Source organism: Psychrobacter nivimaris (assembly GCF_043419765.1).
Classification (GTDB): domain Bacteria; phylum Pseudomonadota; class Gammaproteobacteria; order Pseudomonadales; family Moraxellaceae; genus Psychrobacter.
The window spans coordinates 318,440-342,064 of sequence record NZ_JBHOFX010000004.1 but is presented as its reverse complement, the minus strand read 5'-3'; the positions used below and the strand labels follow the sequence as shown (position 1 = coordinate 342,064).

The 23,625-nt window shown below is 44.4% G+C and carries 20 protein-coding genes; 14 read left to right on the top strand and 6 right to left on the bottom strand.

What is annotated here, in order from left to right; genetic code table 11:
• Positions 1–77: 77 nt before the first annotated feature.
• Both ACHEVO_RS10920 and ACHEVO_RS10915 read left to right on the top strand, forming a co-directional pair.
• On the top strand, positions 78–1,163 hold the full coding sequence (locus ACHEVO_RS10920; RefSeq protein ID WP_394124930.1) for an iron chelate uptake ABC transporter family permease subunit: 1,086 nt from the start codon (positions 78–80) through the stop codon (positions 1,161–1,163).
• Positions 1,164–1,240: 77 nt separating this feature from the next.
• Positions 1,241–2,011 carry an iron ABC transporter ATP-binding protein gene (locus ACHEVO_RS10915; RefSeq protein WP_394124929.1) on the top strand — a complete coding sequence of 257 codons (771 nt, stop codon included), beginning with the start codon at positions 1,241–1,243 and terminating at the stop codon, positions 2,009–2,011.
• A 109-nt stretch (positions 2,012–2,120) separates the two neighbouring features.
• Here ACHEVO_RS10915 and ACHEVO_RS10910 read toward each other — a convergent pair whose 3' ends face one another.
• Positions 2,121–3,395, bottom strand: a complete 1,275-nt coding sequence (locus ACHEVO_RS10910; RefSeq protein ID WP_394124928.1) for a PepSY-associated TM helix domain-containing protein — start codon at positions 3,393–3,395, stop codon at positions 2,121–2,123.
• Between the two features lie 222 nt (positions 3,396–3,617).
• Positions 3,618–5,705 (bottom strand): TonB-dependent receptor domain-containing protein, encoded by a 2,088-nt coding sequence (locus ACHEVO_RS10905; protein ID WP_394124927.1) that lies wholly within the window; start codon positions 5,703–5,705, stop codon positions 3,618–3,620.
• Between the two features lie 501 nt (positions 5,706–6,206).
• Here ACHEVO_RS10905 and ACHEVO_RS10900 point away from each other — a divergent pair.
• From ACHEVO_RS10900 to ACHEVO_RS10880, 5 genes are all read left to right on the top strand, one after another.
• Positions 6,207–6,482 (top strand): Trp family transcriptional regulator, encoded by a 276-nt coding sequence (locus tag ACHEVO_RS10900; protein WP_114700514.1) that lies wholly within the window; start codon positions 6,207–6,209, stop codon positions 6,480–6,482.
• Between the two features lie 86 nt (positions 6,483–6,568).
• Positions 6,569–7,987 carry an anthranilate synthase component I family protein gene (locus ACHEVO_RS10895; protein WP_394124926.1) on the top strand — a complete coding sequence of 473 codons (1,419 nt, stop codon included), beginning with the start codon at positions 6,569–6,571 and terminating at the stop codon, positions 7,985–7,987.
• A gap of 72 nt (positions 7,988–8,059) precedes the next feature.
• Positions 8,060–8,707, top strand: a complete 648-nt coding sequence (locus tag ACHEVO_RS10890) for an anthranilate synthase component II (RefSeq protein WP_394124925.1) — start codon at positions 8,060–8,062, stop codon at positions 8,705–8,707.
• Positions 8,708–8,713: 6 nt separating this feature from the next.
• Positions 8,714–9,460, top strand: a complete 747-nt coding sequence (locus tag ACHEVO_RS10885) for a lysozyme inhibitor LprI family protein (RefSeq protein ID WP_394124924.1) — start codon at positions 8,714–8,716, stop codon at positions 9,458–9,460.
• 299 nt (positions 9,461–9,759) lie between these two features.
• Positions 9,760–10,713: a DMT family transporter gene (locus tag ACHEVO_RS10880; protein WP_394124923.1), complete on the top strand. Its 954-nt coding sequence runs from the start codon at positions 9,760–9,762 to the stop codon at positions 10,711–10,713.
• A gap of 114 nt (positions 10,714–10,827) precedes the next feature.
• Here ACHEVO_RS10880 and ACHEVO_RS10875 read toward each other — a convergent pair whose 3' ends face one another.
• The 4 genes from ACHEVO_RS10875 to ACHEVO_RS10860 form a co-directional block, all read right to left on the bottom strand.
• Entirely contained in the window at positions 10,828–11,571 is a 744-nt protein-coding gene (locus ACHEVO_RS10875) for an amino acid ABC transporter ATP-binding protein (RefSeq protein WP_057761251.1), read from the bottom strand.
• 59 nt (positions 11,572–11,630) lie between these two features.
• The gene (locus tag ACHEVO_RS10870; RefSeq protein WP_057762590.1) at positions 11,631–12,374 is read right to left on the bottom strand and encodes an amino acid ABC transporter permease; all 744 of its coding nucleotides are present in this window, start codon (positions 12,372–12,374) and stop codon (positions 11,631–11,633) included.
• Positions 12,375–12,388: 14 nt separating this feature from the next.
• Entirely contained in the window at positions 12,389–13,225 is an 837-nt protein-coding gene (locus ACHEVO_RS10865; protein WP_057761253.1) for an amino acid ABC transporter substrate-binding protein, read from the bottom strand.
• Positions 13,226–13,673: 448 nt separating this feature from the next.
• Positions 13,674–14,429, bottom strand: coding sequence for a UTRA domain-containing protein (locus tag ACHEVO_RS10860; RefSeq protein ID WP_296208479.1), 756 nt, complete (start codon positions 14,427–14,429; stop codon positions 13,674–13,676).
• Positions 14,430–14,771: 342 nt separating this feature from the next.
• Between ACHEVO_RS10860 and hutU the strand changes: the two genes are divergently transcribed.
• The 7 genes from hutU to ACHEVO_RS10825 all read left to right on the top strand — a co-directional run bounded on the left by hutU (position 14,772) and on the right by ACHEVO_RS10825 (position 23,625).
• Positions 14,772–16,481 carry a urocanate hydratase gene (gene hutU, locus ACHEVO_RS10855; protein WP_394124922.1) on the top strand — a complete coding sequence of 570 codons (1,710 nt, stop codon included), beginning with the start codon at positions 14,772–14,774 and terminating at the stop codon, positions 16,479–16,481.
• Between the two features lie 70 nt (positions 16,482–16,551).
• Positions 16,552–17,916 (top strand): YjiH family protein, encoded by a 1,365-nt coding sequence (locus tag ACHEVO_RS10850; protein ID WP_394124921.1) that lies wholly within the window; start codon positions 16,552–16,554, stop codon positions 17,914–17,916.
• Between the two features lie 398 nt (positions 17,917–18,314).
• Positions 18,315–19,877: a histidine ammonia-lyase gene (gene hutH, locus ACHEVO_RS10845; RefSeq protein ID WP_394124920.1), complete on the top strand. Its 1,563-nt coding sequence runs from the start codon at positions 18,315–18,317 to the stop codon at positions 19,875–19,877.
• Between the two features lie 23 nt (positions 19,878–19,900).
• Positions 19,901–20,959 carry a formimidoylglutamase gene (hutG, locus tag ACHEVO_RS10840; protein WP_394124919.1) on the top strand — a complete coding sequence of 353 codons (1,059 nt, stop codon included), beginning with the start codon at positions 19,901–19,903 and terminating at the stop codon, positions 20,957–20,959.
• 47 nt (positions 20,960–21,006) lie between these two features.
• Positions 21,007–22,347 carry an imidazolonepropionase gene (gene hutI / locus ACHEVO_RS10835; protein ID WP_394124918.1) on the top strand — a complete coding sequence of 447 codons (1,341 nt, stop codon included), beginning with the start codon at positions 21,007–21,009 and terminating at the stop codon, positions 22,345–22,347.
• Between the two features lie 244 nt (positions 22,348–22,591).
• Complete coding sequence (locus tag ACHEVO_RS10830; RefSeq protein ID WP_010201036.1) at positions 22,592–22,954, top strand: roadblock/LC7 domain-containing protein; 363 nt, start codon at positions 22,592–22,594, stop codon at positions 22,952–22,954.
• Positions 22,955–23,130: 176 nt separating this feature from the next.
• On the top strand, positions 23,131–23,625 hold the full coding sequence (locus ACHEVO_RS10825; RefSeq protein ID WP_394124917.1) for a PAS domain-containing protein: 495 nt from the start codon (positions 23,131–23,133) through the stop codon (positions 23,623–23,625).

The window sequence follows — 23,625 nt, the reverse complement described above, 5'->3', positions numbered from 1 at the left end:
ATGTTCACTAACTGTGCTCACTTATTGTCGTTCATCTTTTGCCTTATTAGATAAGCTTGGCACCATAGGATTTTTGTATGTTCTCATCAACTAAGCTTACTTCTACCAAGACTGGTACTACCGACACTAGCACAGCGGTAGATAACTCATCTTCAGCAGATGGTCAGTACTCAGCCGCTACACAAGGTCATTTGGCAAAGCTTTGGGCATGGATAACTGCGCATCCAAAATCCATAGCAGCTATTATTCTACTTATCTCGATGACCTTGTTTATGACGCTCAATGTCAATGGCTATTGGGACTTTGCGCTACCATTACGCGGCAAAAAACTGCTGGCACTGATGGTGGTTGGCTATGCAATTGGCGTGTCGACGTTACTGTTTCAGACGTTGACTCACAATCCAATTCTAACACCCTCCCTACTTGGGTTTGATTCACTCTATGTTCTGTTGCAGAGCTTACTGGTTTTCTTTTTAGGTGCGATCAGCTTTACCAGTCTCGATCCTATTGCCAAGTTCACGCTAGAGATTGTCCTGATGTTTGGCGCATCTTTATTATTGTTTAAGTTATTATTTTCTAAAAGCAGTCAGGATCTGACGCGGCTAATATTGGTGGGCGTTATCTTTGGTGTGTTGTTTCGCAGTTTATCAGCACTCATTGCACGGCTGATTAACCCTGATGATTTTGTGGTCGTACAGTCCGCTAGCTACGCGCAGTTCAATACGGTCAATCCTCAGCTGCTGGGCATCAGCTTATTTATCTGTGCCATCACTGCGATCTTTGTATGGCGCTGGCGTTATCAGTGCGATGTGTTGATGCTCGGACAAGCACAGGCCGTCAACCTTGGTATCAACTATCAGCGTCTGGCATTTGGTCTATTAACTGTCATTGCTGTATTGGTTGCCACGGCTACCGCCCTGGTCGGTCCAGTGACTTTCTTTGGTCTATTGGTTTGCGCATTGACCAATCGTATCGCGCGACATATGTATCACACCGAGCGGCTGATATTGGTCAGCTTGGTCGCTATGATTTGCTTAGTATTGGGTCAAACTATCTTTGAGCAAGTACTAGATATGGCAGGCGTATTGTCAGTGGTGATAGAGCTAGCGGGCGGCTTAATGTTCTTAGCATTGATATTTATGTCTCAACGTCGTTCGTTGTGACTACTTAGCTGACATTGTTTATTTAGCCGATCCTGTTCATCAAGAAAAACCTAAGACTTTTTTAAATAAGACTGACTATGATTAAACTGAATAATATCTCTCATCATATTGGCAAACAACAAATCTTACATGACATTACGTTGTCCCTACCAACGGCGCAGGTGATTGCTTTGATTGGGCCTAACGGTGCTGGGAAGTCTACGTTGTTTTCTGTTATGGCTCGCTTGCAGCCGCTACAGTCTGGGCAGGTGAGCTTCGCTGTAGATAATGAAGAGCGTGATATTGTCAGCTGTCAGGCGCGGACGCTGGCCAAGACGGTCGCGATGCTTGGGCAAGACAATCATGTACAAGGACGCCTGCGCGTACATGAGCTACTGATGTTTGGTCGTTATCCCTATCATCAAGGACAACCAACCGTAGACGATCAGCAAAAAGTACAAGAAATCCTCGAGCGCTTTGAGCTTGAGCCACTTGCCGAGCGTTTTTTGTCAACGCTATCGGGTGGACAGCGTCAGCGCGTGCTGATTGCTATGATTGTCTGCCAAGATACGCCCTATCTATTGCTCGATGAGCCACTGAACAACCTAGATATGTATCATGCTGGTCGACTCATGCGTGAGCTACGTCAGCTTAGTCACAATCAGCAAAAAACCGTAGTAATCGTCCTGCATGATATCAATCAAGCGGCACAGTTTGCGGATACTGTAGTTACGATGAAAGCAGGAGAAGTGACAGCTGTTGGTCGCCCTGCTGATGTTATTACTAAAGAAACGATGAAAGATTTATACAACGTCGATGTCACTGTCCTAAGTCATCAAGGACGTCCAGTGATTGTTGATACGGTTTAATGACTAAACCGTATTCAAGTACGCAATAAAAAACTCAATATAGTGCCAGTACATTGGTACTAGCAATATACTGCAATGTATTGAGCACATTAATTTTATGTCTTAATATCTATTTAAGTTTTTGCGATGCTTTAAGTCGTTGCTGTCGACCTTTCCACCACAGATAGACGCCCGTAACTGACAACACTGTCACAGCCAAACCTACCAATGCTAAAAACATTTGATACAGTAAGTGACCGATGCCGTGGCCAATATGCCCCATATGTAAGGTCAATAACCAATTATTGGTTTTACTACCAAAAGATGAGTTTTGGTAGCCAAAGTTCACCTGTTCAACGCTACCTGTTTTTGCATTGACCGTGATGGATGATGCACCGCCTTTTTTACCAATATCCTTATCTGTCTTAAAGCGCAACTGCCATTGACCCTCGTCCTCAATCCAACGTATGCCTAAAAACTCCCGTACTATCATACCCTTGCTTTGGGCAGCGGTGTTTGCCTGCTCACTCAAATAAGCAATGCTATTGGCTTTGTTGACCACATCAACAGCTTCGACATCGACAGCCTCATTGTTTACAACCTCAACTCTAGCCGTTGTTTCTGCACCAGAAGCCTGCTCTGCTTTTCCATGTGGTTTTCTTGAGTTCTCCTGTCTTTCCTCTCTGCCCTCAAGCCCTACGACAGCATGCATTACAGGTTGATAGACCTCTCTTAAATTAAAACCAACACTCGACCACGCGATGACAAACAAGATCCCCCAAAGCCATAACCCAAAGGCATGGTGTAGATCATAATTCAATTTGAACATATTACTTTTAGTACGAATTTTCCACGCTGGTAACCAGCGTTTCAAAAAGGAGGCTCGTTTTTTAGGCGAGGTTTGGTTCTGTGCTTTTTTCTTGATCGCTCTAGGAAACGTTAAGTAAAAGCCAATAAAGCAATTAATCGTCCACACGAGCGCGACAATCCCTAGTAGCAATTTTCCAATATCACCCAGTAATAAATCGCGATGCAACCAAAACACTTTCCACATGGTGTTGTGCCATGCCCACTCATCTCTATCACGAGTACCAATGATATCGCCAGTATAAGGGTGGACATAAACTTGTTGAAACGGTGCTTTTGGTTGGTTTTGGGCGGCTTTTCCTCGTGCCCTGTCTACCGAAAATACAGCTGACCTCTCTGCTGCTATCGAGGTTGGCATGCTAGAAAAAGCATATTGAGGGTACGCACTGATGACCTTGTCATGAAGCTCTGCAATAGGCAGATGTGATGCGTTTTGTTTCTCAACCTGAGCCAGTTTATGGTTGAAGACATCGTCTAGCTCGTCATGAAATGCCAATAACGTGCCAGTAATACCAGTGATAATTAAAAAAGCTGCCATGGCAAGCCCAGTATAACGATGGAGCCATAGGCAAGCTTGACGAAGATTGAATGAAATCATTAGTCGTAGTTCTTTATCATATATTGTTTTAGTAGGTACTTATCAGTTGGCACGTCATTGCTGTTACAGCCAATGTAAAAGCTAGTAGGCAATAAAAAGCCAGCTCTCGAGTAAGACAGCTGACTTTATAATTACGATTAGACTTAAATTCGATAAGCTAGATTAGAACTGATAAGTTAAAGATGTTTTGATATTACGTCCCATCTCAAAATCAGTATAGGCATCATCGATAGAGTTGCGTGATGCATGGCTTGCATAAGTCTCATCAAAGATATTGTATACACCTAGTGTGGCCTTTAGACCTTCGATTTGAGTTGGCGTATAAGTCATAAAGATATCGTGTACGTCATAGCCTGGTTTTTCGTTGTCATCACCAGCGGTATTCGGTGTCACATCGGCCACATAAGTACTGCGCCAGCCAAGCTCAGTAGTATTGGTTGGAGCGTAACCCAAGTTGACCATGTACTTATCGCCAGACTCAGATCCACTACCACTAACAGAAGAGATATTGTAACCCGTATCTTCGCCTTTGCTACGCGCACGAGCATAGCTTAGACCCATGTTGAAGTTATCTGCGCGATAGTCGGCCGATAGCTCTACACCTTTGATTTTGAAATCTTCGTCATTGTTAATGACACCTTGGCAGGCTTCAGGGGCAGCACTTGTACCTAGTTGCCCAGTTGTGCAATTCATGCCAGTTCTACTACCACCTGCACGTACAAACTCAATATAGTTTTCGATATTGGTTTCAAAGTATTTAGCACTTAATTTTAAAGAGTCATCAGCCATAGTCAGACCACGCAGCGTTGTAGCAATACCGACTTCTGCATTGTCACCTTCTTCTGCTTTTAGGTCATTGTTTACATACGTATCAGCGCCATCGGTGTTAAAAATCGTTTGACTAAGATCTGGACCATTAAATAACTGCGTATAGCTCGCAAATATTTGGGTACGCGGTGCAATCTCATAGCTCGCAGCCAATGCGCCAACGACATTGTCATAAGTTTTGCCAGCCGATACATACTCTGGAGACTCATAACGGTCATAACGGACGCCTGGCGTTAAGCTAAGCTTACCCATTTGCCATTGGTCTTCTAGATATACAGACGTATTGGTTGCTTCATCGGTGCTCGCATTACCAAAGTCACGTGTCATCTCAGATTCTTTTTTGTAATGCTCAACCCCAGCGATTAACTTATGAACCCCTGGCACACCATTGATGATACTGCTATCGACGATACTGGTGTTTTGTACTTTTGCGCCTGTGGTTTGGACTTCTGCATCAAACTCAAACCCAGGTTCGCCATCAGAGTTACGCAAAATCTGCGTGCTAGTCTGATATACATTGGCGTCTACATTAACCAACTGGTTGGCAGGACTGTAAGCGTAGTCAAGCGCATAGGTATCACGTTTGACTTCCTGCGGGATGATTGGGTTCCAGCCACCAGCAGGAAAATCTGGACGTAATGGGAACTTGCCTTTGTTTTCGGTACGGCTAAAGCTAGCGCCTACATGATGATCACTACCGACATAAGCACCAGCTTTTAATAGGATGTTTTCGCCTTCGCTGTCTTCCGTTTGGATTTTACGGCCTTTACCGTCTTCACCAGCGTCCGCATTGCGTTTGCCATAATAAGCCAGCAAATCAACATTTTCTGTTGGCGCACCATATACAGTAGCTGAGGTTAGCAGTTCATCATTGTTGCTAGCATAACCTGTATGCAGCTTAGCACCTACCTTTTGACCTGGCTTAAGTAAATCTGCCGCGTCGACTGTCTCAAACGCAACCGCACCGCCAATAGCATCATTGCCTAGCGTCACTGAGTTATTGCCCACTGATACTTCTGCTTGTTTTAGCAGATCTGGATCAATAGTGACGTCACCCATATGGTAGAACAACGCGCCTTCTTGACGTGCGCCATCAATCGTTACTTTTAGGTTGGTATCATCAAGACCACGTACACGAATACGTTGGTTGACCGATGAGGTACCGCCCACGCTTACCCCTGGCACAACGTCCAGAAAATCGCTCAAATGGCTGGCTTGTGCAGCTGGGGTGTAGTCATCTATGTAGACAGAGTCTTCTTGTACAGCGTCACGTACTGAACTATTCGCTGTTACAGTGATCGTCTGTAATGTCGTGTTTGGCATATCTGCTGCCGTTGCAGCGCTGGCAGCTTGCGTCCACAATACAGCTACGACACCGATAGACAATACTGTCAATTGACTAGATAACTTTACTTCGCGCATAACACATTTACTCACTTTGTTTACTGTCAGAAATTAGAATTTTTAGAATTATTTTTAAGGGCTATCATCGAAAACCTTTAAAATAGTGCCTACCAGAAGATGGAATATCTTGAAAACGCTTAACTCATCATGCGAATAACATGATTAATGTTAATGATAATGATTTGCGTTTAAATAATGAGAGGCATAATAACGAAGTATTAACACTTTGGCAATAATTAATATAATAAATTCTCTGTTTTAGCCCTGAATATGCTGAGAGAGTGCAAAAATGCTTCGATACTGGTTATAAAATTATCATTCAATATTATTCTGGCTATGTATTAAGGCTATATATAGTCAGGCGTAGGCGCTTATCACTTCTATAGTAGTCTGATATTAACTTAGCTCATCACTTGTTTTTCTTGTACTACTGTACTAGAATACTGAAACAAGATAGTTCTCAGCGAAAAATTGCTCAATAAACGAGCTATCTATTTTCTTTGGCTAAGATTACCTATTATGACTACCGATCCTTATCAAAGCTTAGTGAAACATTTGACCAACTGTACTGATAGTGCAGATATCGAAAAGCTGCTCAGTGCCTTGCTGACGGATAAAGAACAGCATGACATCGCCAATCGTATTCGCATTTTTGACTTGCTAGATCGTGGCATCACCCAACGTGATATCTCTGAGCAACTAGGTGTTGGTATCGCCACTGTCTCTCGCGGTGCCAAGGCCAAGCAAAGCCATGATGTCAGCGCTTTATTGGCCACTCATAGAGACTGCTCTTAGCCTCTGACGACGATACTATCTATCTTTTTACTGACGAAACTTATACTTATTAATCAACACATATTTGAACCATTTCGGACTTTGTTATGACCTCTAGTACTCGCATACAGACCAAACCTGCTCCTATCGACATCCCGAGCAAACCACAACGTATCAAACTCACTCAAGATATCGATTTTTTTGCATTATTCAAACGTATTGAAAGCGCATTTGATACCTGCTATTTGCTCGAATCATTAGGTGAAGACAGCCATATATCGCGCCATCATGCGATTGGCTTTGACCCTGTGACGACTATCGCCGCATTAGACCGCAACACGCTTGCGATTACCGATAATAAAACCGCTGAGACAAGCCATTATCAAACCGACAATCCTTATCAGCTACTGCGCGACATAACGCCGCAGCATGTCATCGCCCGTGACCAAAGCGGCGGTCTGGTCGGGTATTTGGGTTATGACTGCGTGAACTTCTTTGAACCTAGCCTCAATGCAAAAGCCAGCGAAGACTTTGAACCCTTTAAGTTTGGCGTGTATTTAGATGGATTGACCCTAGATAAGATGACTGGGGAGATCTTTTACTTTTATTACCCGACCGCTCAGCAAGAAAACCGTATAGAGCAAATCAAAGCCCTACTCGATGAGCCAACGCCTAGCTATGAAGCGCCTAAAGTTGAATTTTTAGGTGATGGTATGAGCCAAGAAGAGCATGCCAATGTCGTCATGCAAGTTAAAGAAGATATCATCGCTGGGCGTATTTTTCAGTGCGAAGTAGGCTTTAAATCTAAATATCGTATTGCCGGTGACAAGATGCCGATTTATGAAAAGTTGCGTGCCGTTAACCCATCGCCGCATATGTACTTTATGAAATTTGCGCAGCAGTGCATCATTGGCGCTTCTCCTGAGCTGCTATTCCGCTTGCGTCAGGGTGAAATGGAAACTTATCCACTCGCAGGCACTGCCAAACGCGGCGTCGATGTGATAGAGGATCGTCAGCTTGCCCGCGCCTTGCTCAACGATGCCAAAGAGATTGCCGAGCACAATATGCTAGTCGATTTGCATCGCAATGATATTGGCCGTGTGGCACGATTTGGTACGGTAAAAGTACGTAGCTTGATGGATATCAAACGCTTCTCTCACGTGCAGCATATTTCTTCTGAGATCGTTGGTATCCTGCATCCTAACGAAGATATGTTTAGTGCCCTTGCTAGCAATTTCCCTGCTGGTACGCTATCAGGCGCACCTAAAGTAGAAGCCATTAAAGTGATTAATGAGCTAGAGCCGGATGGTCGCGGTGCTTACGGTGGTGCATTAGGCTCGTTCAATTTTAATGGTGATTGTATCTTTGCCATTCCAATTCGCAGCCTCTTTATCAATGGCGAGTCTGCCTACGCTCAAACTTGTGGTGGTAACGTTTACGACTCCAACCCAGCAGATGAATACTTAGAGATTCAGCGTAAACTGTCGGCGATGAAAGTCGTGTTAGATAGCTTTATGCAATCATAATTGAAGCCAAACATACCGCATAAATTGACCATATTTTACCTAGCACTATTTTTACAAAAGAGTTTATGACCCATGAATGTTTTAATTATCGATAACTACGACTCGTTTACCTTCAATCTCTACCAGTATGTGGGCGAGATTCTCCAAACCTTAGACAGTAATAAAGAAGCTAGCGTCATCGTTAAGCGCAATAACGAAATAACCTTAGCAGATGTAGAAGCGATGAATCTTGATAGAATTATCATTTCGCCTGGCCCTGGCTCCCCTGACGATCCGGCGTACTTTGGCATCTGTGCAGAGGTGATCGAGACACTGGGCAAAACTGTGCCGCTATTAGGCGTTTGCTTGGGTATGCAAGGCATTGCTCATGTATTTGGTGGTGACGTGGTACGCGCCAGTGTGCCGATGCATGGCAAAGTCTCATCAATTCGCCATGATAACTCAGGTATCTATCAAGGTTTACCACAAGAGCTTGAGATCATGCGCTATCACTCACTGGTGGTAAAAGCCGACACTATACCAAGCTGTCTGACAATTACCTCAGTAGTCGCTAATGACAGCCGTGCTGAATTGAGCTTTGCTGAGTCAGCATTGACTGGTGATGAGATTATGGGACTGGCGCACAAAGAGTACCCAATCCAAGGCGTACAGTTTCATCCTGAGTCGTTTGCCACTGAAGGCGCTAAGCGATTGCTGAGTAATTTTTTGCTGCAGGTATAAACCTATATGTCCGTCTCCATGTCTAGCTCAAGCCTAAATACATCCAACTTACTTAGACGTACTGCGTTGCTCTTGAGCCTAATGCTAGTGACCTCTGTCAGTTCGGCTGTAGCACCTGTACAGGCAAACTTTACAATGGGTATGGACATCCAAGGTCAACGTCTTAACCTTTATGAGAGCTGTGCAGAAGGAAGTGTTACTTGCAACAATATGCTGCTAGTCGCTCCCGATTTAGGACGGCTATTGCAGACAACACAAGGACCTAGTAAGTCGCCCTATGCTGTCAAATACTACTCTGCGCAAACCAAGCATAGCTTATGTAAAGATGGCATGACCCCGTGTCGATTTCAGGGTTATATCTTTGAAGGCGAAGATTTTGAGGGGTTTATAGATACATCGAACCATGAGATATCTATAAGAAGTAAATGGACAGTCGATACCTATAGTGCCACCTACAAAGAAAACGCGACTTATCTGCCATTAGCATCACAAGCTGCTCTGATTGATCAGATATATAATACGTCTGATAAAGCATTGAATGAAAGCTACAGAGTAACGCGAAATGAAGTCAGACGCTTGTACGGTGAGGATATAGCGGCTGACCTTAAAAAAGAACAGACTCAGTGGATAAAACAGCGCTCACAAAATTGCGGAGCTGATACGGATCATCTACCAAGAACCCAAGTGGAAAAAGTGTGCTTTATTCAGCGAAATGCTCTCCAAGAGCAAACATTCTTTTTATGGATTGATTAACAGAGACTGTAGAAATAAAAAAGTGATGCGAACAAGAATATGATATGAGTTAATGATTCGATATTGTTTAGGTTATTTAGCAAACGCTAGCCATTTTTTAGCCGTTTAAATAACTATTGACTAAATTTAGCACATGCCCTAGTAGTCATTTATTATCTTTTAGTGATAGACTCAAAAGAACAAACAAAAGACAGCCTTTAATCAGGTTGTCTTTTCTTATTTCAGCATTGCTTGGAGAGGTTGTATCAATAGCAATCTTACAACATCTTGTGGCACTTAGATCGTAAGAAGAAAACAGTATGGCAAACATCGACAACGGAATGACGAACCATTCGCATCAATCATGGCTAGGCACCATTCAAATCATCACGGCTGCTATCTGCTGGGGTACGCTGGGTATATTCTCGACTTACCTAAACCAAATTGGATTTAGTGGTTGGCAGGTAACGATATTACGCATTGTCACGGCGGCCTTTATTATTTTAGCCATGCTACCAACACTGTGGCCCCACCTTATCAAGTTACAGCCAAAACAATGGCTTGGACTGGCGATGCAGTCGTTAATAGGTGTCCTTGGCATGTCGGTCTGCTATTTTTTTGCGGTCAGCTACGTTGGTGCCGGCCCTGCCGTTGCCTTACTCTATACCGCACCCGTATTTAGTTTATTATTTTCGAAGTTCTTACTGAGTGAGTCTATTACTCGGAAATCAGTCTTGCTGGCATTGATGGCAGTGTTTGGCGTTGGCTTGACGATGTTAGGTGAACAAGCAAAAGTTAACTGGGGCATTTTACTCGGCTTATCAGCAGGGATGTGCTATTCGTTATATGGCGTATTGGGCAAGCGCGCAATGCATTACGCTCACCCTGCCCCTTTGGTATTTTTCACTTCCATTATCATTAGTGCTGGCGTATTACTGCTCTTGCCTGAGACCTATAACACTTATGATCAATTATTGAGTCTGCCCTTAATGACTTGGGGCTATGTTTTAGGATTATCATTATTGGGAACCGTCGTGCCATTTGGGCTATATATGAAGGCATTGGAAAAGCTGCCCGCCACTCGTGCATCGGTATTTACGATTTTCGAACCGTTAACTGCAATTTCGCTCGCGATGCTATTACTACATCAATCTTTGTCTTGGATTCAGTATTTGGGCGTGGCGCTTATTTTGCTAGCAGCTTTATTAAATGCTGTATTAAATGGTACTGCTACTCGCGTACCTCGCTGGTTAAAGCAACGACAAAAAGTATAGTATTACTGTCTATTCATTTGAAATTCGTCCCATTTATTTCGATAAAAAAAGCCCCAACCATTACATCATGATTGGGGCTTTTTTGTTTCATCACTTACGCAAAACCAAACGTTTTTATTGCTCAATACGTTGCAGAAATGCCTGTGTACGAGGATGCTTTGAATCTTCAAACAGCTGCTTGGCACTGCCTTCTTCAACCACATGACCGTCTTCAATCAGTACAACATGATCGGCAACGTCGCGGGCAAAGTTAATTTCGTGAGTCACTACAACCATCGTCCAACCTTCAGAGGCGAGCTGCTTCATTGTCTCTAGCACATCCTGTACCAACTCTGGATCAAGTGCAGAGGTTGGCTCATCAAACAGTAAGAGCGATGGCTCAATAGCAAGCGCACGGGCAATACCAATACGCTGCTGCTGACCACCAGATAACTGGAACGGATAGAGATCTGCTTTGTCCGACAGTCCAACTTTCTCAAGTAATACCAATGCCTGCTCACGGGCTTGCGCTTTGCTCTGCCCTTGTACGACCGTAGGCCCAAGCATCAAGTTTTCAATGGCTGTTTTATGTGGAAACAAGTTATAAGACTGAAACACCATACCTGACTTACGCTGTAAGGCTAGTAGCGTTTTTTTGCTTGGCTTAGTCGCAAAGTCGACGCTCAAGCTATCGTCATCAAAAGCAATCACACCTTGGTCAGGAATCTCTAGCGCATTCAAACAACGCAAAAAGGTGGTTTTACCCGATCCTGAAGGTCCTAATATTACGACCACTTTGCCTTTATTGATGGTCAAGTCGATGCCTTTTAGCACCTGATTGCCACCAAAGGCCTTATGAATATTAGTGACTTTGATCATAAAAATTCCTGTTGTACTAGGGCGTGTCTATTGAGCCATAACTTATTTTACTACGTAGCTTATTTTGCCACATAACGATCTAGCCTAGTTTCAAGCTTGCCTTGGATAAAGGTCAAGAACAGACAGATACCCCAGTAGATAATTGCCGCTTCTGTATAGACCAGCATAAACTCATAGTTACGAGCTGTGATAATCTGCGCTTGTTTGAATAGCTCAGTGACCAGTACCAGTGAGGCAAGTGAGGTATCTTTTACCAGACTGATAAAGGTATTGGACAACGGCGGCACCGATACTCTAAGCGCCTGCGGTAAAATCACATGACGAAAAGTCTGTAGATACGTCAAACCAACCGTCGAGCCTGCTTCCCACTGCCCTTTTGGTATCGACAAAATCGAAGCACGCACTGTCTCCGATGCATAAGCACCGATGTTCAATGAGAATGCAATAATCGCTGAGGGAAAGGGATCAAGCTTCACCCCGACACTTGGCAGACCATAAAAAATAATAAACAGCTGAACCAGCATCGGTGTACCGCGAATGGCGGACACATAGACGCGAGCGAGCCGATAGATGATTTCATGGAACCAAGTGGCACGCGGAATGATACGAATCAATGCCACTGTCAGTGCAATGGCCATACCAATCGCAAATGAGATCAATGCTAGCGGTATCGAATAATAGATACCGCCTTTGAGCATTGGCCAAAACGACGAGATGACAATCTGTGCTCGATCAGGACTCATAAATGGCAGTACTGCCAATAAGTCCGCGAACCATGATGTAGACATTACAGAAGCTGACATGATAGAAACTGACATTATTTTTGTTGACTTATATCAGCACCAAAGAACTGTTCGCTAAGCTTAGTTAGCGTACCTTCAGCAGCCAATTCGGCCATTGCTTCATCCAACTTTGCTACGACTTCATCATCACCTTTGATAAGCACTAGGCCTGAACCACGTAACTCACTAGCAGGTGCAGTTAGCTTAATCTCAAGATCAGAATCTGGGAATTTTTTGAGATAATCCAATACCGCCAGATTGTCATTCATCGTAAAATCAGCACGGTCCTGCTTCACTAATTGAATCGCTTGCGCCATACCGTCGACAGGAACGATCTCTGCACCATAACGCTCTGCAAGCTCACCGTAGTTACTGCTAAGTGATTGCGCCGTACGTAGGCCTTTTAGACCTTCCCACGAGCTATAACGATTGTCATCAGTAGGTGCCAATACGACCGCACCTGACCAGCTATAAGCCATTGCTTTGTCATACTTTGCTTTACGCTCAGGCGTGGTCAAACTAACTTGGTTAGCCACCATATCAAAGCGTTTTGAATCCAAACCAGCCAGCATCGCATCCCATTGGGTTTCTTTAAACTCAACGTCTACGCCTAATTTATCCGCGACTGCACGCGTTACTTCAACATCATAACCCGTTAGTTTGCCGCTCTCATCATGGTACGTGAACGGAGGATAAGTACCCTCTGTACCGACGTTGATAGTGCCGCCGTTGTTGATACGTTGTAGCAAATCAGAACCGCCTGTTGCAGCGCTATCAGTTGCACTGGTATCGGCTTCGTTGGTAGTAGATTGACCACAAGCGGCAAGGAACATGGTGCTGGCGGCAAGGGCTAAAAGAGTACGACGTTTCATAAGACGTCCTTATAAGAGTGAATGAATAAAGTAAAAACGCATAATGCTAATAAGACACACAGCACTAATAAAATATACGGTGCTAATAAATAAGACAAGCCGATACAGAAGAACAATATAAGCTCCTCTATGATATTCGGCTTTGGTTGCCCGATTTGAGGCTATTTGGGCTATTTTTCAATACTGTTTCTATATTATATTTTAATTTTTAACGATTGTTCAAATATTCTGACGAGTTTAATCAACGTCAATTGCTATCTCGTTAAATAACAGCTTATGGATATAGTATCTCACTTTGGACAGAAAAAACGTACACAATCAGTGAGCATACGTAAGCTATAGTCAGTTCAATATAATTTCGATACACGGAAACCGAGTGCAAGTTATACATGAGTATGCTTAGCGAGGATGACGATGTAGCGGATTTATATTGAACTGACTATATCTACTACAACTCGCCTGAGAACTGATAGCGATCACCCGCGTGCCACATTTTTACAAAGGTAACGACTTGGCCAGCCGAATAGGTCTGTCGACGCAACACAAGCGTTGGTGACTGCGGCGCAATTTGCAAAAACTCAGCAATCTCATCAGGGGCTGCCAATGCTCGAATGGTATAGCTGCCACTCTCTAGAGGGCTTTTAGCGATTAAATAATCACTGGTATTGACCACACTAAAATCCTGATCGATAAACTTCGGCACTTTTTTGGCATCGACCCAACGTTCTTCAAACTGTATAGGCTGACCATCAGCAAAATGAATAATTTTTACTTCATACAGGACAGCTTCATCACTAGCGTCTGTCTGAGCGTTTGTGTTAACAGGCACAGACCCTTCATTAATACCAAACTTACGACGCAGCTCATTATCGAGCATATCAGCCGTAATAGCACGCTTACTCACGACCTGTGCCTCATAATCACGATTGGCAGACTTTAAATCCTGTGCAATATTGCGCACTTCTACAAAGGTATGATTGAACTGCTGCTGCGCGACAAACGTGCCCGACCCTTGCCGACGCTCCAGTACCCGCTCCTCGCTCAGCTCTTTTAGCGCACGGTTGACCGTCATTCTTGACACACCAAACTCTTCAGCCAGTGCCATTTCTGTCGAAATCGCATTGCCTGCCTGCCACTTACCAGAATGAATGTTGTCTAGTATGGCGTTTTTTATGCGTTGATACGCCGGAATCGTCTTTGTCATATCCGCCTTTAACCGTCAGTTTTGCTAATAGGAATGACCACATAATATCACGAGACCACCGTGCAAGCCTTAGTCAAAATGTCTGAGCGTTCAGTATTAACTAGGGCGCTTTTCAACTCACTCGATGTTATCTAAATCGGCTGAGTGAATAACAAAAATAATCAGCTCATGAAAAAAAATCCTTGCATGAAAAAAGTATCTTTGATAATTTGTATATACAATTTTACGGCAGGATCAATAATTCAGCACATTTAGCAAGCAGCAAGGTGAACGCTTAACCTGAACGTAAACCACTCAATTTGATTACTCAATCGACTTAAAAGATTTCACAAGGATTTGACCATGACTACTGATAACAATAGCAACAAACCTACTCGACGCGATGAGAGCCGTAATATTGCTGCGCCTACCGGTAGCACGCTACATTGCAAAAGCTGGCTAACCGAAGCCCCTTACCGCATGTTGCAAAACAATCTGCATCCTGATGTGGCAGAAAACCCAAAAAGCCTAGTTGTTTATGGTGGTATTGGGCGCGCAGCCCGTAACTGGGAAAGCTATGATCAAATCTTAGAATCATTAAAAGAGTTAGAAGATGACGAGACGTTGCTAGTACAGTCTGGCAAACCAGTCGGCGTGTTTCAAACACATGAAAACGCACCACGTGTATTGATTGCCAACTCCAACCTTGTACCGCGTTGGGCAACGTGGGAGCACTTCAACGAGTTAGATCGCAAAGACCTGTTTATGTACGGTCAAATGACTGCGGGTAGCTGGATTTATATCGGTACGCAAGGCATCGTCCAAGGTACGTATGAGACTTTTGTGGAAGCAGGTCGTCAGCATTATGACGGTAGCTGGGCGGGTCGTTGGATTTTGACCGCGGGACTTGGCGGTATGGGCGGCGCGCAGCCATTAGCTGCGACTTTTGCTGGTGCGACTTCGTTAAACATTGAGTGTCAGCAGTCTAGTATTGATTTCCGTTTGCGCACGGGTTATGTCGACAAGCAAGCAGACGATCTTGACCATGCTTATGAGTTAATCAAACAACATACGGACGCTGGTGAAGCCGTCTCTATCGCCCTACTTGGCAATGCCGCAGATATCTTACCTGAGATGGTCAAGCGTGCTAACGCTGGTGGCATGAAGCCTGATTTGGTCACCGATCAAACCTCAGCACATGATTTGATCAATGGCTATCTACCAAGCGGCTGGACCGTAGAGGAATGGAAAGCCGCACAAGAAGATCCAGAGCAACATGCAGCACTGACCAAAGCAGCTGCTCAATCTTGTGCGGTACATGTACAAGCGATTTTAGACTTGCAAGCGATGGATATTCCAGCGACTGATTACGGTAATAATATCCGTCAAGTGGCGTTTGATGAAGGAGTCAAAGATGCCTTTAACTTCCCAGGTTTTGTCCCTGCTTATATTCGTCCGCTATTTTGCCAAGGCAAAGGCCCATTCCGCTGGGTAGCGTTATCAGGTGATCCAGAAGATATCTATAAGACTGATCAAAAAATCAAAGAGCTATTCCCTGAAAACAAACATATCCATCGCTGGTTAGATATGGCAAAAGAACGCATTCAATTTCAGGGCTTGCCTGCTCGTATCTGTTGGTTAGGTCTGGGCGAACGTGATAAAGCAGGTTTGGCATTCAATGAAATGGTCAAAAACGGCGAGCTAAAAGGCCCGATCGTTATTGGTCGTGACCACTTAGACACGGGTTCTGTTGCCAGTCCAAACCGCGAAACAGAAAGCATGAAAGATGGCTCAGATGCGGTCTCTGATTGGGCATTATTGAATGGCATGCTCAATGTCGCAGGCGGCGCGACTTGGGTATCACTACATCATGGCGGTGGTGTTGGCATGGGCTACTCGCAGCACTCCGGCATGGTCATCGTCGCAGACGGTACTGATGCAGCAGCCAAAAGACTGTCACGCGTATTAGTCAACGATTGCGGTTCAGGCGTTATGCGTCATGCTGATGCAGGTTATGAGCTGGCGATTAAGACAGCGAAAGACTATGGTCTAAATCTGCCGATGATTAAATAGTTTGTCCCTTGTCTTTATACGCCTTAGCTGGGTATAAGGACATAATCGGCGTTTTATCAAGGAGGATAATATGATTGAACAAAATACAGCATCTGATCTGAACGATGAAAATGCAACGATATCGTCAAAAAAACTGCTATCAACCCCTATCGCATTAATACAGCTGATCGTATTCAGTGCGATCGGTTTAGTGATGTTTTTTGTGCCATTTACCATTGGCGAGAAAAGCACGATTTTGTTCGATCATGGCGCAACCTATCTAATCACTCAGCAGCATACCTTGTCCGTGACGCTATTATTTTTACTCATGCTCTATGGAGTGAGTAAGCCATTTATCGATGGCTCATGGCGTAAAAATATCACTCACATGATTATGACGACCTTCAAGATCATCGGTCTGATGTTGGCAGTGATGTATGTGGCTGACATAGCGCCTGCCTTTATGATGGAAAAGGACATGCTGCCGTTTCTATTTGAAAAACTGGCCTTACCAGTCGGTATGATTGTACCGCTTGGGGCACTGATATTGGCCTTCTTGGTTGGTTTTGGCTTACTAGAAATGGTTGGTGTGCTCATGCAGCCGATTATGAAACCTATTTGGAAAACCCCAGGCTCATCAGCGATTGATGCTGTTGCTTCCTTTGTCGGTAGCTACTCTATTGGTTTGCTCATCACCAATCGTGTGTACTTGCAAAAGCAATATTCAGCGCGTGAAGCCATTATCATTGCGACTGGGTTTTCGACTGTATCAGCGGCGTTTATGGTTATTGTTGCCAAAACGCTTGGTCTGATGGAGTTCTGGAATGTGTTCTTTTGGTCTACGCTAGTAATTACCTTTATTGTTACTGCGATTACTGCTCGTATTCCGCCTATCAGTCTCTTTGATGATCATGTCGAACGTCCAGCTTTAGATTATAAAGGTGGTACACGGCTAGCTGCAGCATTTGACTTGGGATTATCCACTTCGCGCCGTGCCACTGACCTCAAACAAATCTTGTGGTCTAACTTTCGTGATGGCCTGACGATGGCAGCCGCCATTGTGCCATCTATCATCGCGGTCGGCTTAACAGGATTACTATTAGCAAAATATACGCCCGTATTCGATGCGTTGGGCTTGCTTCTCTATCCCTTTACATGGCTTGGCGGCCTACCAGAACCGCTAGTCGCTGCCAAAGGCATGTCAGCGGGATTGGCTGAGATGTTCTTGCCAGCATTATTGCTAAGTGAGGCAGATATTCTGACACGCTATGTCGCAGGGGTCATCTCCATCAGCAGCGTGCTGTTCTTCTCAGCCATGATTCCGTGTGTGCTTGCGACCGAGATTCCTGTCTCCGTTGGCAAAATGGTCATCATTTGGTTCGAGCGCGTTGTACTTAGTATTTTATTGGCTGCGGCATTCGGACATCTGGCTATGTACCTCAATTGGATTGGCTAAAAAATTCAAACTTAATAATAAATATTTCGTTGATTAAAATCCTTTTAACAACTTCATTTTAATAAAGATACTAGGGCGTGTCCTCAATTTAAACGAGTGTCCTCTAAATGGGCTAAAAACAGCTAAATTTTGCCAAACATCGTCAAATAGTTGGTCAATATCTCGATATTATCTGCACTATCTTCCTTGTTTGACGGCAATTTATCTCATTTTTATCACCATTTTTAAAATGAGGACACGCCCTAAACAAAAATAATATAACCCATATAATCGATTCAATTTAAAAGTAGTACAAGGCAACCGAGTGTAGATGTATATGTGATACTTCAAGCGAGGTTAACGCTGTAATACTTTTATAGTGGAATGACTATATGACTTACAACACTAGGATTACCCCCATGAGCAATATCAAACAATTAACCCTACACCCACGCCAGCTTAGCTTTGAGATGCTACGAGATATCTATGAGCAGCCTGTCATGTTGACACTGCCTGAGAGTGCTTATGCAGCGATTGATGCCTCGCATGAAGACGTGCGTACGATCATTGCCCGTGACAAAAGCGCTTATGGCATCAATACTGGTTTTGGCTTACTTGCCAAGACACGTATCAGTGATGACCAGCTTGAGCTGCTACAGCGCAACCTGATCGTTTCTCACTCAGTAGGTACTGGTGACGCGCTACCAGACGGTGTGGTACGACTGATTATGGTAATGAAAGTTGCCAGTCTGGCGCAAGGTGTTTCTGGTGTACGCCGCGAAGTGGTAGACAGTTTACTTGGCTTAATCAACAATCAAATCACACCCAATATTCCAGCCAAAGGTTCAGTTGGTGCATCTGGTGACTTAGCGCCATTATCACATATGACGCTGGCGATGATGGGTGAAGGTGATGTGTTTGTCGCTGGCAAAAAAGTACCTGCGGCTGACGCCCTAGCACAGCATGGACTTGAGCCTATTACTCTTGCAGCCAAAGAAGGCCTTGCACTGATCAACGGTACGCAAGTCTCAACCGCACTGGCATTACGTGGTTATTTTTTAGCGCGTGACTTGCTTGAGACTGCGACCATTGTCGGCTCACTGTCGATTGATGCTGCAAAAGGCTCGGACTCACCATTTGATGCGCGTATTCATGAAGTACGTGGTCATCATGGTCAAATAGAAATCGCCAAAGCACATCGTCAACTCATCAAAGGCAGTGCTATCCGCGCCTCACATGACGGTGAGCAAGATGATAGAGTTCAAGACCCTTACTGCTTACGCTGCCAGCCGCAGGTCATGGGAGCCTGTCTCGATATCATCAACCAAGCAGGGAAAACGCTACTCATCGAATCCAATGCGGTAACAGACAACCCACTTATCTTTAATAATGAAGATGGGCCGGTTGCTATATCGGGTGGTAACTTCCATGCTGAGCCAGTGGCTTTTGCCGCGGATATTTTAGCCTTGGCAATCGCTGAGATTGGCTCTATGTCTGAGCGTCGTGTGGCCCTACTGATCGATGCAACTCTGTCTGGTGGCTTACCGCCATTCCTAGTGGATAACGCTGGAGTAAACTCAGGATTTATGATTGCTCATGTGACCGCCGCAGCACTGGCTTCAGAAAACAAATCTATCGCCCACCCTGGTAGCGTCGATAGTATCCCGACCTCTGCCAACCAAGAAGACCATGTCTCAATGGCAACGTATTGCGCACGTCGCCTATACGAGATGGCGCAAAACACTGCCACCATTATTGGTATTGAACTTCTGGCTGCTGGTCAAGGCATCGACTTCCATCGCGGACTAGATACGTCAGAGCCGCTGACTGTGGCACATCAGAAACTACGTGAAAAAGTGACTTTCTATGACAAAGATCGCTATCTAGCCCCTGATATCGAAGCAGCTAAGCAGTTGGTATTAGATGGTACGCTTGCTGAACATTGGCAGTCACTACGCAGCGATTGGTACGAGTCTAAATAAAGATCAATAAGCGGAGAGCAGCGATGACAATAGCGAGAACAGCAGCAACGACTACCACACCCATTAGCCATACACCTGCTGATATGACCCAGTGGACAGGGCGTGCAGAGCCATTTGAGACTGCGCGTGCCCGCTATTGGTATCAGCTTGCTCAGCCTTATGAGGCTCAACATATTGGGCTAATTGGCTTTGCCTGTGATCAAGGCGTCAGACGCAATCAAGGCCGCGTGGGTGCTAGAGCTGCCCCGCCATTGATTCGTCGAGCCTTTGCTACGCTGCCAGTTATCGCTGATTTACAACAACGTTTTGATGGTCAATTATCAACCTTATTGGGTGATGCTGGCGACATTCATTGTGATGATAATGATGGCTTTGCCGAGAGCATCCTTGAGCAAGCTCAGATTAAATATGCCGATGCAGTGAGCACTATCGTTAAGCAAGGTGGATTACCCATCGGGCTTGGCGGTGGTCATGCCATTGCTTATGGTAGCTTTTTGGGATTATGGCAGGCCTTAGAAAATACTAGCGAAACAACTATCAGCACAAACACAGCGCCTACTATTGGGATTATTAATTTTGATGCTCATCTTGATATTCGTCAGTCTGATGTAGCGACCTCTGGTACACCATTTCGCCAGATTGCCGAGCATCTTGACGCACATGGTCAACCCTTTCATTATTGCTGTATTGGCGTCAGTCGCTTTTCTAATACGGCAGCGCTCTTTGATCGTGCTGAGCAGCTAGGCGTACAGGTGATTAGTGATGAAGACTGTCATTATCAGCCTTGGCAAATACTTGCCGATCAGGTTTCCAGCTTTGTAGATCAGGTCGATATCGTGTATCTGACCATCGATATGGACTGCTTACCATCTAGTGTCGTTCCAGGTGTGAGCGCACCTGCCGCCTTTGGCATTGAACTGGGTTTCGTTGAGCGTATGGTCAAAACCATCATGGCATCAGGTAAAGTAAAAATGGCAGACATTGCTGAGATTAACCCTACCTTTGATATTGACAGTCGTAGCTGCAAAGTCGCTGCTCGCTTACTGGCCACTATTGTAGAGCAGCACTTACTTAGCGCTTAAATCTTGCCAACAAAGATCATCGACTTCACAAAAATTAGGAGCATATTATGAATGAATCAAAGAACTCCGTATTGAAAAACTCTATAGAACAAACGCTAGATGTATCTACTATGACATCATTTGATCACATCATCATCAACGCCAATATCGTTACCTTTTCAACGCAATACGGGTTTGATATTTACTCCGACAATCAAGCTGATAGTAATCCATATGGACAATTACTGAATGCTGCCATCGGTATTAAAAACAGCAAAATTGCTTGGATTGGTACACAGGATAAAGTCACTGCTTATTTGCCTAAATATCAAGATAGCCAAATCACAGATGTAGATGAAAAATGGATAACCCCAGGACTTATCGATTGTCATACGCATATCGTCTATGGTGGCAACCGCAGCAATGAGTTCGAAGCGCGATTGCAAGGCGCCAGCTATCAAGACATTGCAGCACAAGGCGGCGGTATTGTCGCGACAGTCAGTGCTACCCGCGCCGCTAATATTGAATCGCTATTTGCCCAAAGTGAAAAACGTCTACTCGCGCTCATGAAAGAAGGCGTTACCAGTATCGAAATCAAGTCTGGCTATGGATTGGACTTGGACACTGAACGTAAAATGCTTACAGTCGCTCGCCAACTTGGTGAAAAGTACGACATTCATGTAAGTACCACGTATTTGGCGGCTCATGCCTTGCCACCTGAGTACAAGTCTCACGAGCAGGACCGTGCGGATGACTATATTGACCAAGTCTGCGAGTGGCTGCCGATTCTGCATTCAGAGGACTTGGTCGATGCGGTCGATGGTTTTTGTGAAAATATCGCGTTTAGTAGCGATCAAATCAGACGAGTCTTTGAGGTCGCGCGCTCATTAGATCTACCAGTCAAACTGCACTCTGAGCAGCTGTCTGATATAGGTGGTAGTGCCTTAGTTGCTGAATATAAAGGGCTATCAAGCGATCATCTAGAGCATTTGTCAGAAGAAGATATCAAAAAAATGGCCGCTAGCAATACGGTTGCCGTAATATTGCCAGGGGCATTTTATACGCTACGTGACACTAAGTTGCCACCAATTGAGGCATTACGCAAGCATCAAGTTCCTATGGCAATTTCAACTGATTGTAACCCCGGCACCTCACCGTTGACATCGCTTTTATTGACGATGAATATGGGTTGTACGCTATTTTACCTCACACCTGAAGAAGTGCTGGCGGGCTCGACAGTTTATGCAGCACAAGCATTAGGACTACCTAACAAGGGCAAAATAGAAGTGGGTTGCGATGCTGATTTAGCGCTATGTGATATCGCTCGTCCTGCTGACTTGGCCTATCAGATGGGACTAAACCCTATCCAAGGCATTATGGTTCAAGGTAAGTGGCGCGAGACAATATAGTCAATATATTTTTATTCATTACAATCAAAAAAGCCTCAATCATTTAATGACTGGGGCTTTTTTAATAACAATGTTGCAAATTTTATGAAATTGAAGAAAAAAAACTTCATAACCTCACTTTAAATAGGGATTTACTATATCAATATTATTAGTAAGGATTTATAATACCCTTTTTTAAATAGGGTTATTTTTGGCTAACTATAGTTCATAAATAAAAATTAACAAACAGTATAGAGAAAGCGATATGCGTACAGATTCATTTCAGCAGATATTGGAAGACTTAAACAGTTCATCAGCAGATGTTGAAGCATCTGCGCTAATCTCTAACGATGGTCTTATGATTGCTTCAGCTCTACCAACCGGCGTAGATGAAGATCGCGTGGGTGCTATGTCAGCAGCATTATTATCATTGGGTGATCGTGCAGGTCGCGAGTTGGCACGCGGTAGTATTGATCGCATTATGATTCAAGGCGAGAAAGGCTACGTCATCATGACCTCATCAGGCGATGAAGCAGTACTCACCATCATGGCAAAACCCAATGCCAAGCTTGGCTTGATATTCCTAGATATTAAGCGCGCCTCAGAAGCGTTGGCAAAGCTCATTTGATTGGCGACTGCTTATCGAATTTATTAGCTTTTAATTACTATAAACATAGTTGGTTCAATATAATTTGAATATAAGAAAACCGAGTGAAAGTACTACAAGTAGTAGGCTAAGCAAGGCTGACACCGTATCCAATTTATAGAGGATTGACGATATAACGATCAACGAAGGAGATGACCATGGGTTCTCCAATCCCTGATGCACACAAACCCGATATGCCTGCTGAGCAAATCACGATGACTTATCATGATGGCACGTCACGGACTGTCTATGATACTGGTATAGAGCGCCCCTACCCAGACGGTAAGCTGATTGTCTCGCGTACCAATCTCGACGGTATCATCACTCACGTCAACGACGCCTTTGTCGAAATCAGTGGCTATCATGTAGATGAACTAATTGGCCAACAGCACTATATTTTGCGTCACCCTGATATGCCAAAAGCCGCCTATAAAGACTTATGGAATACTGCCGAGTCTGGACAAAAATGGCATGGCTATGTCAAAAACTTATGCAAAGACGGCAGTCATTATTGGGTCTATGCCACTGTGGTGCCTAACGTGCGTCGCGGCGAAACCGTCGGCTACACCTCGGTACGACGCAAACCATCACGCAGCAAAATTGAAGCGGCGATGACTCAATATGCCCAAATGAAACAAGATGAGGAAGGCTAA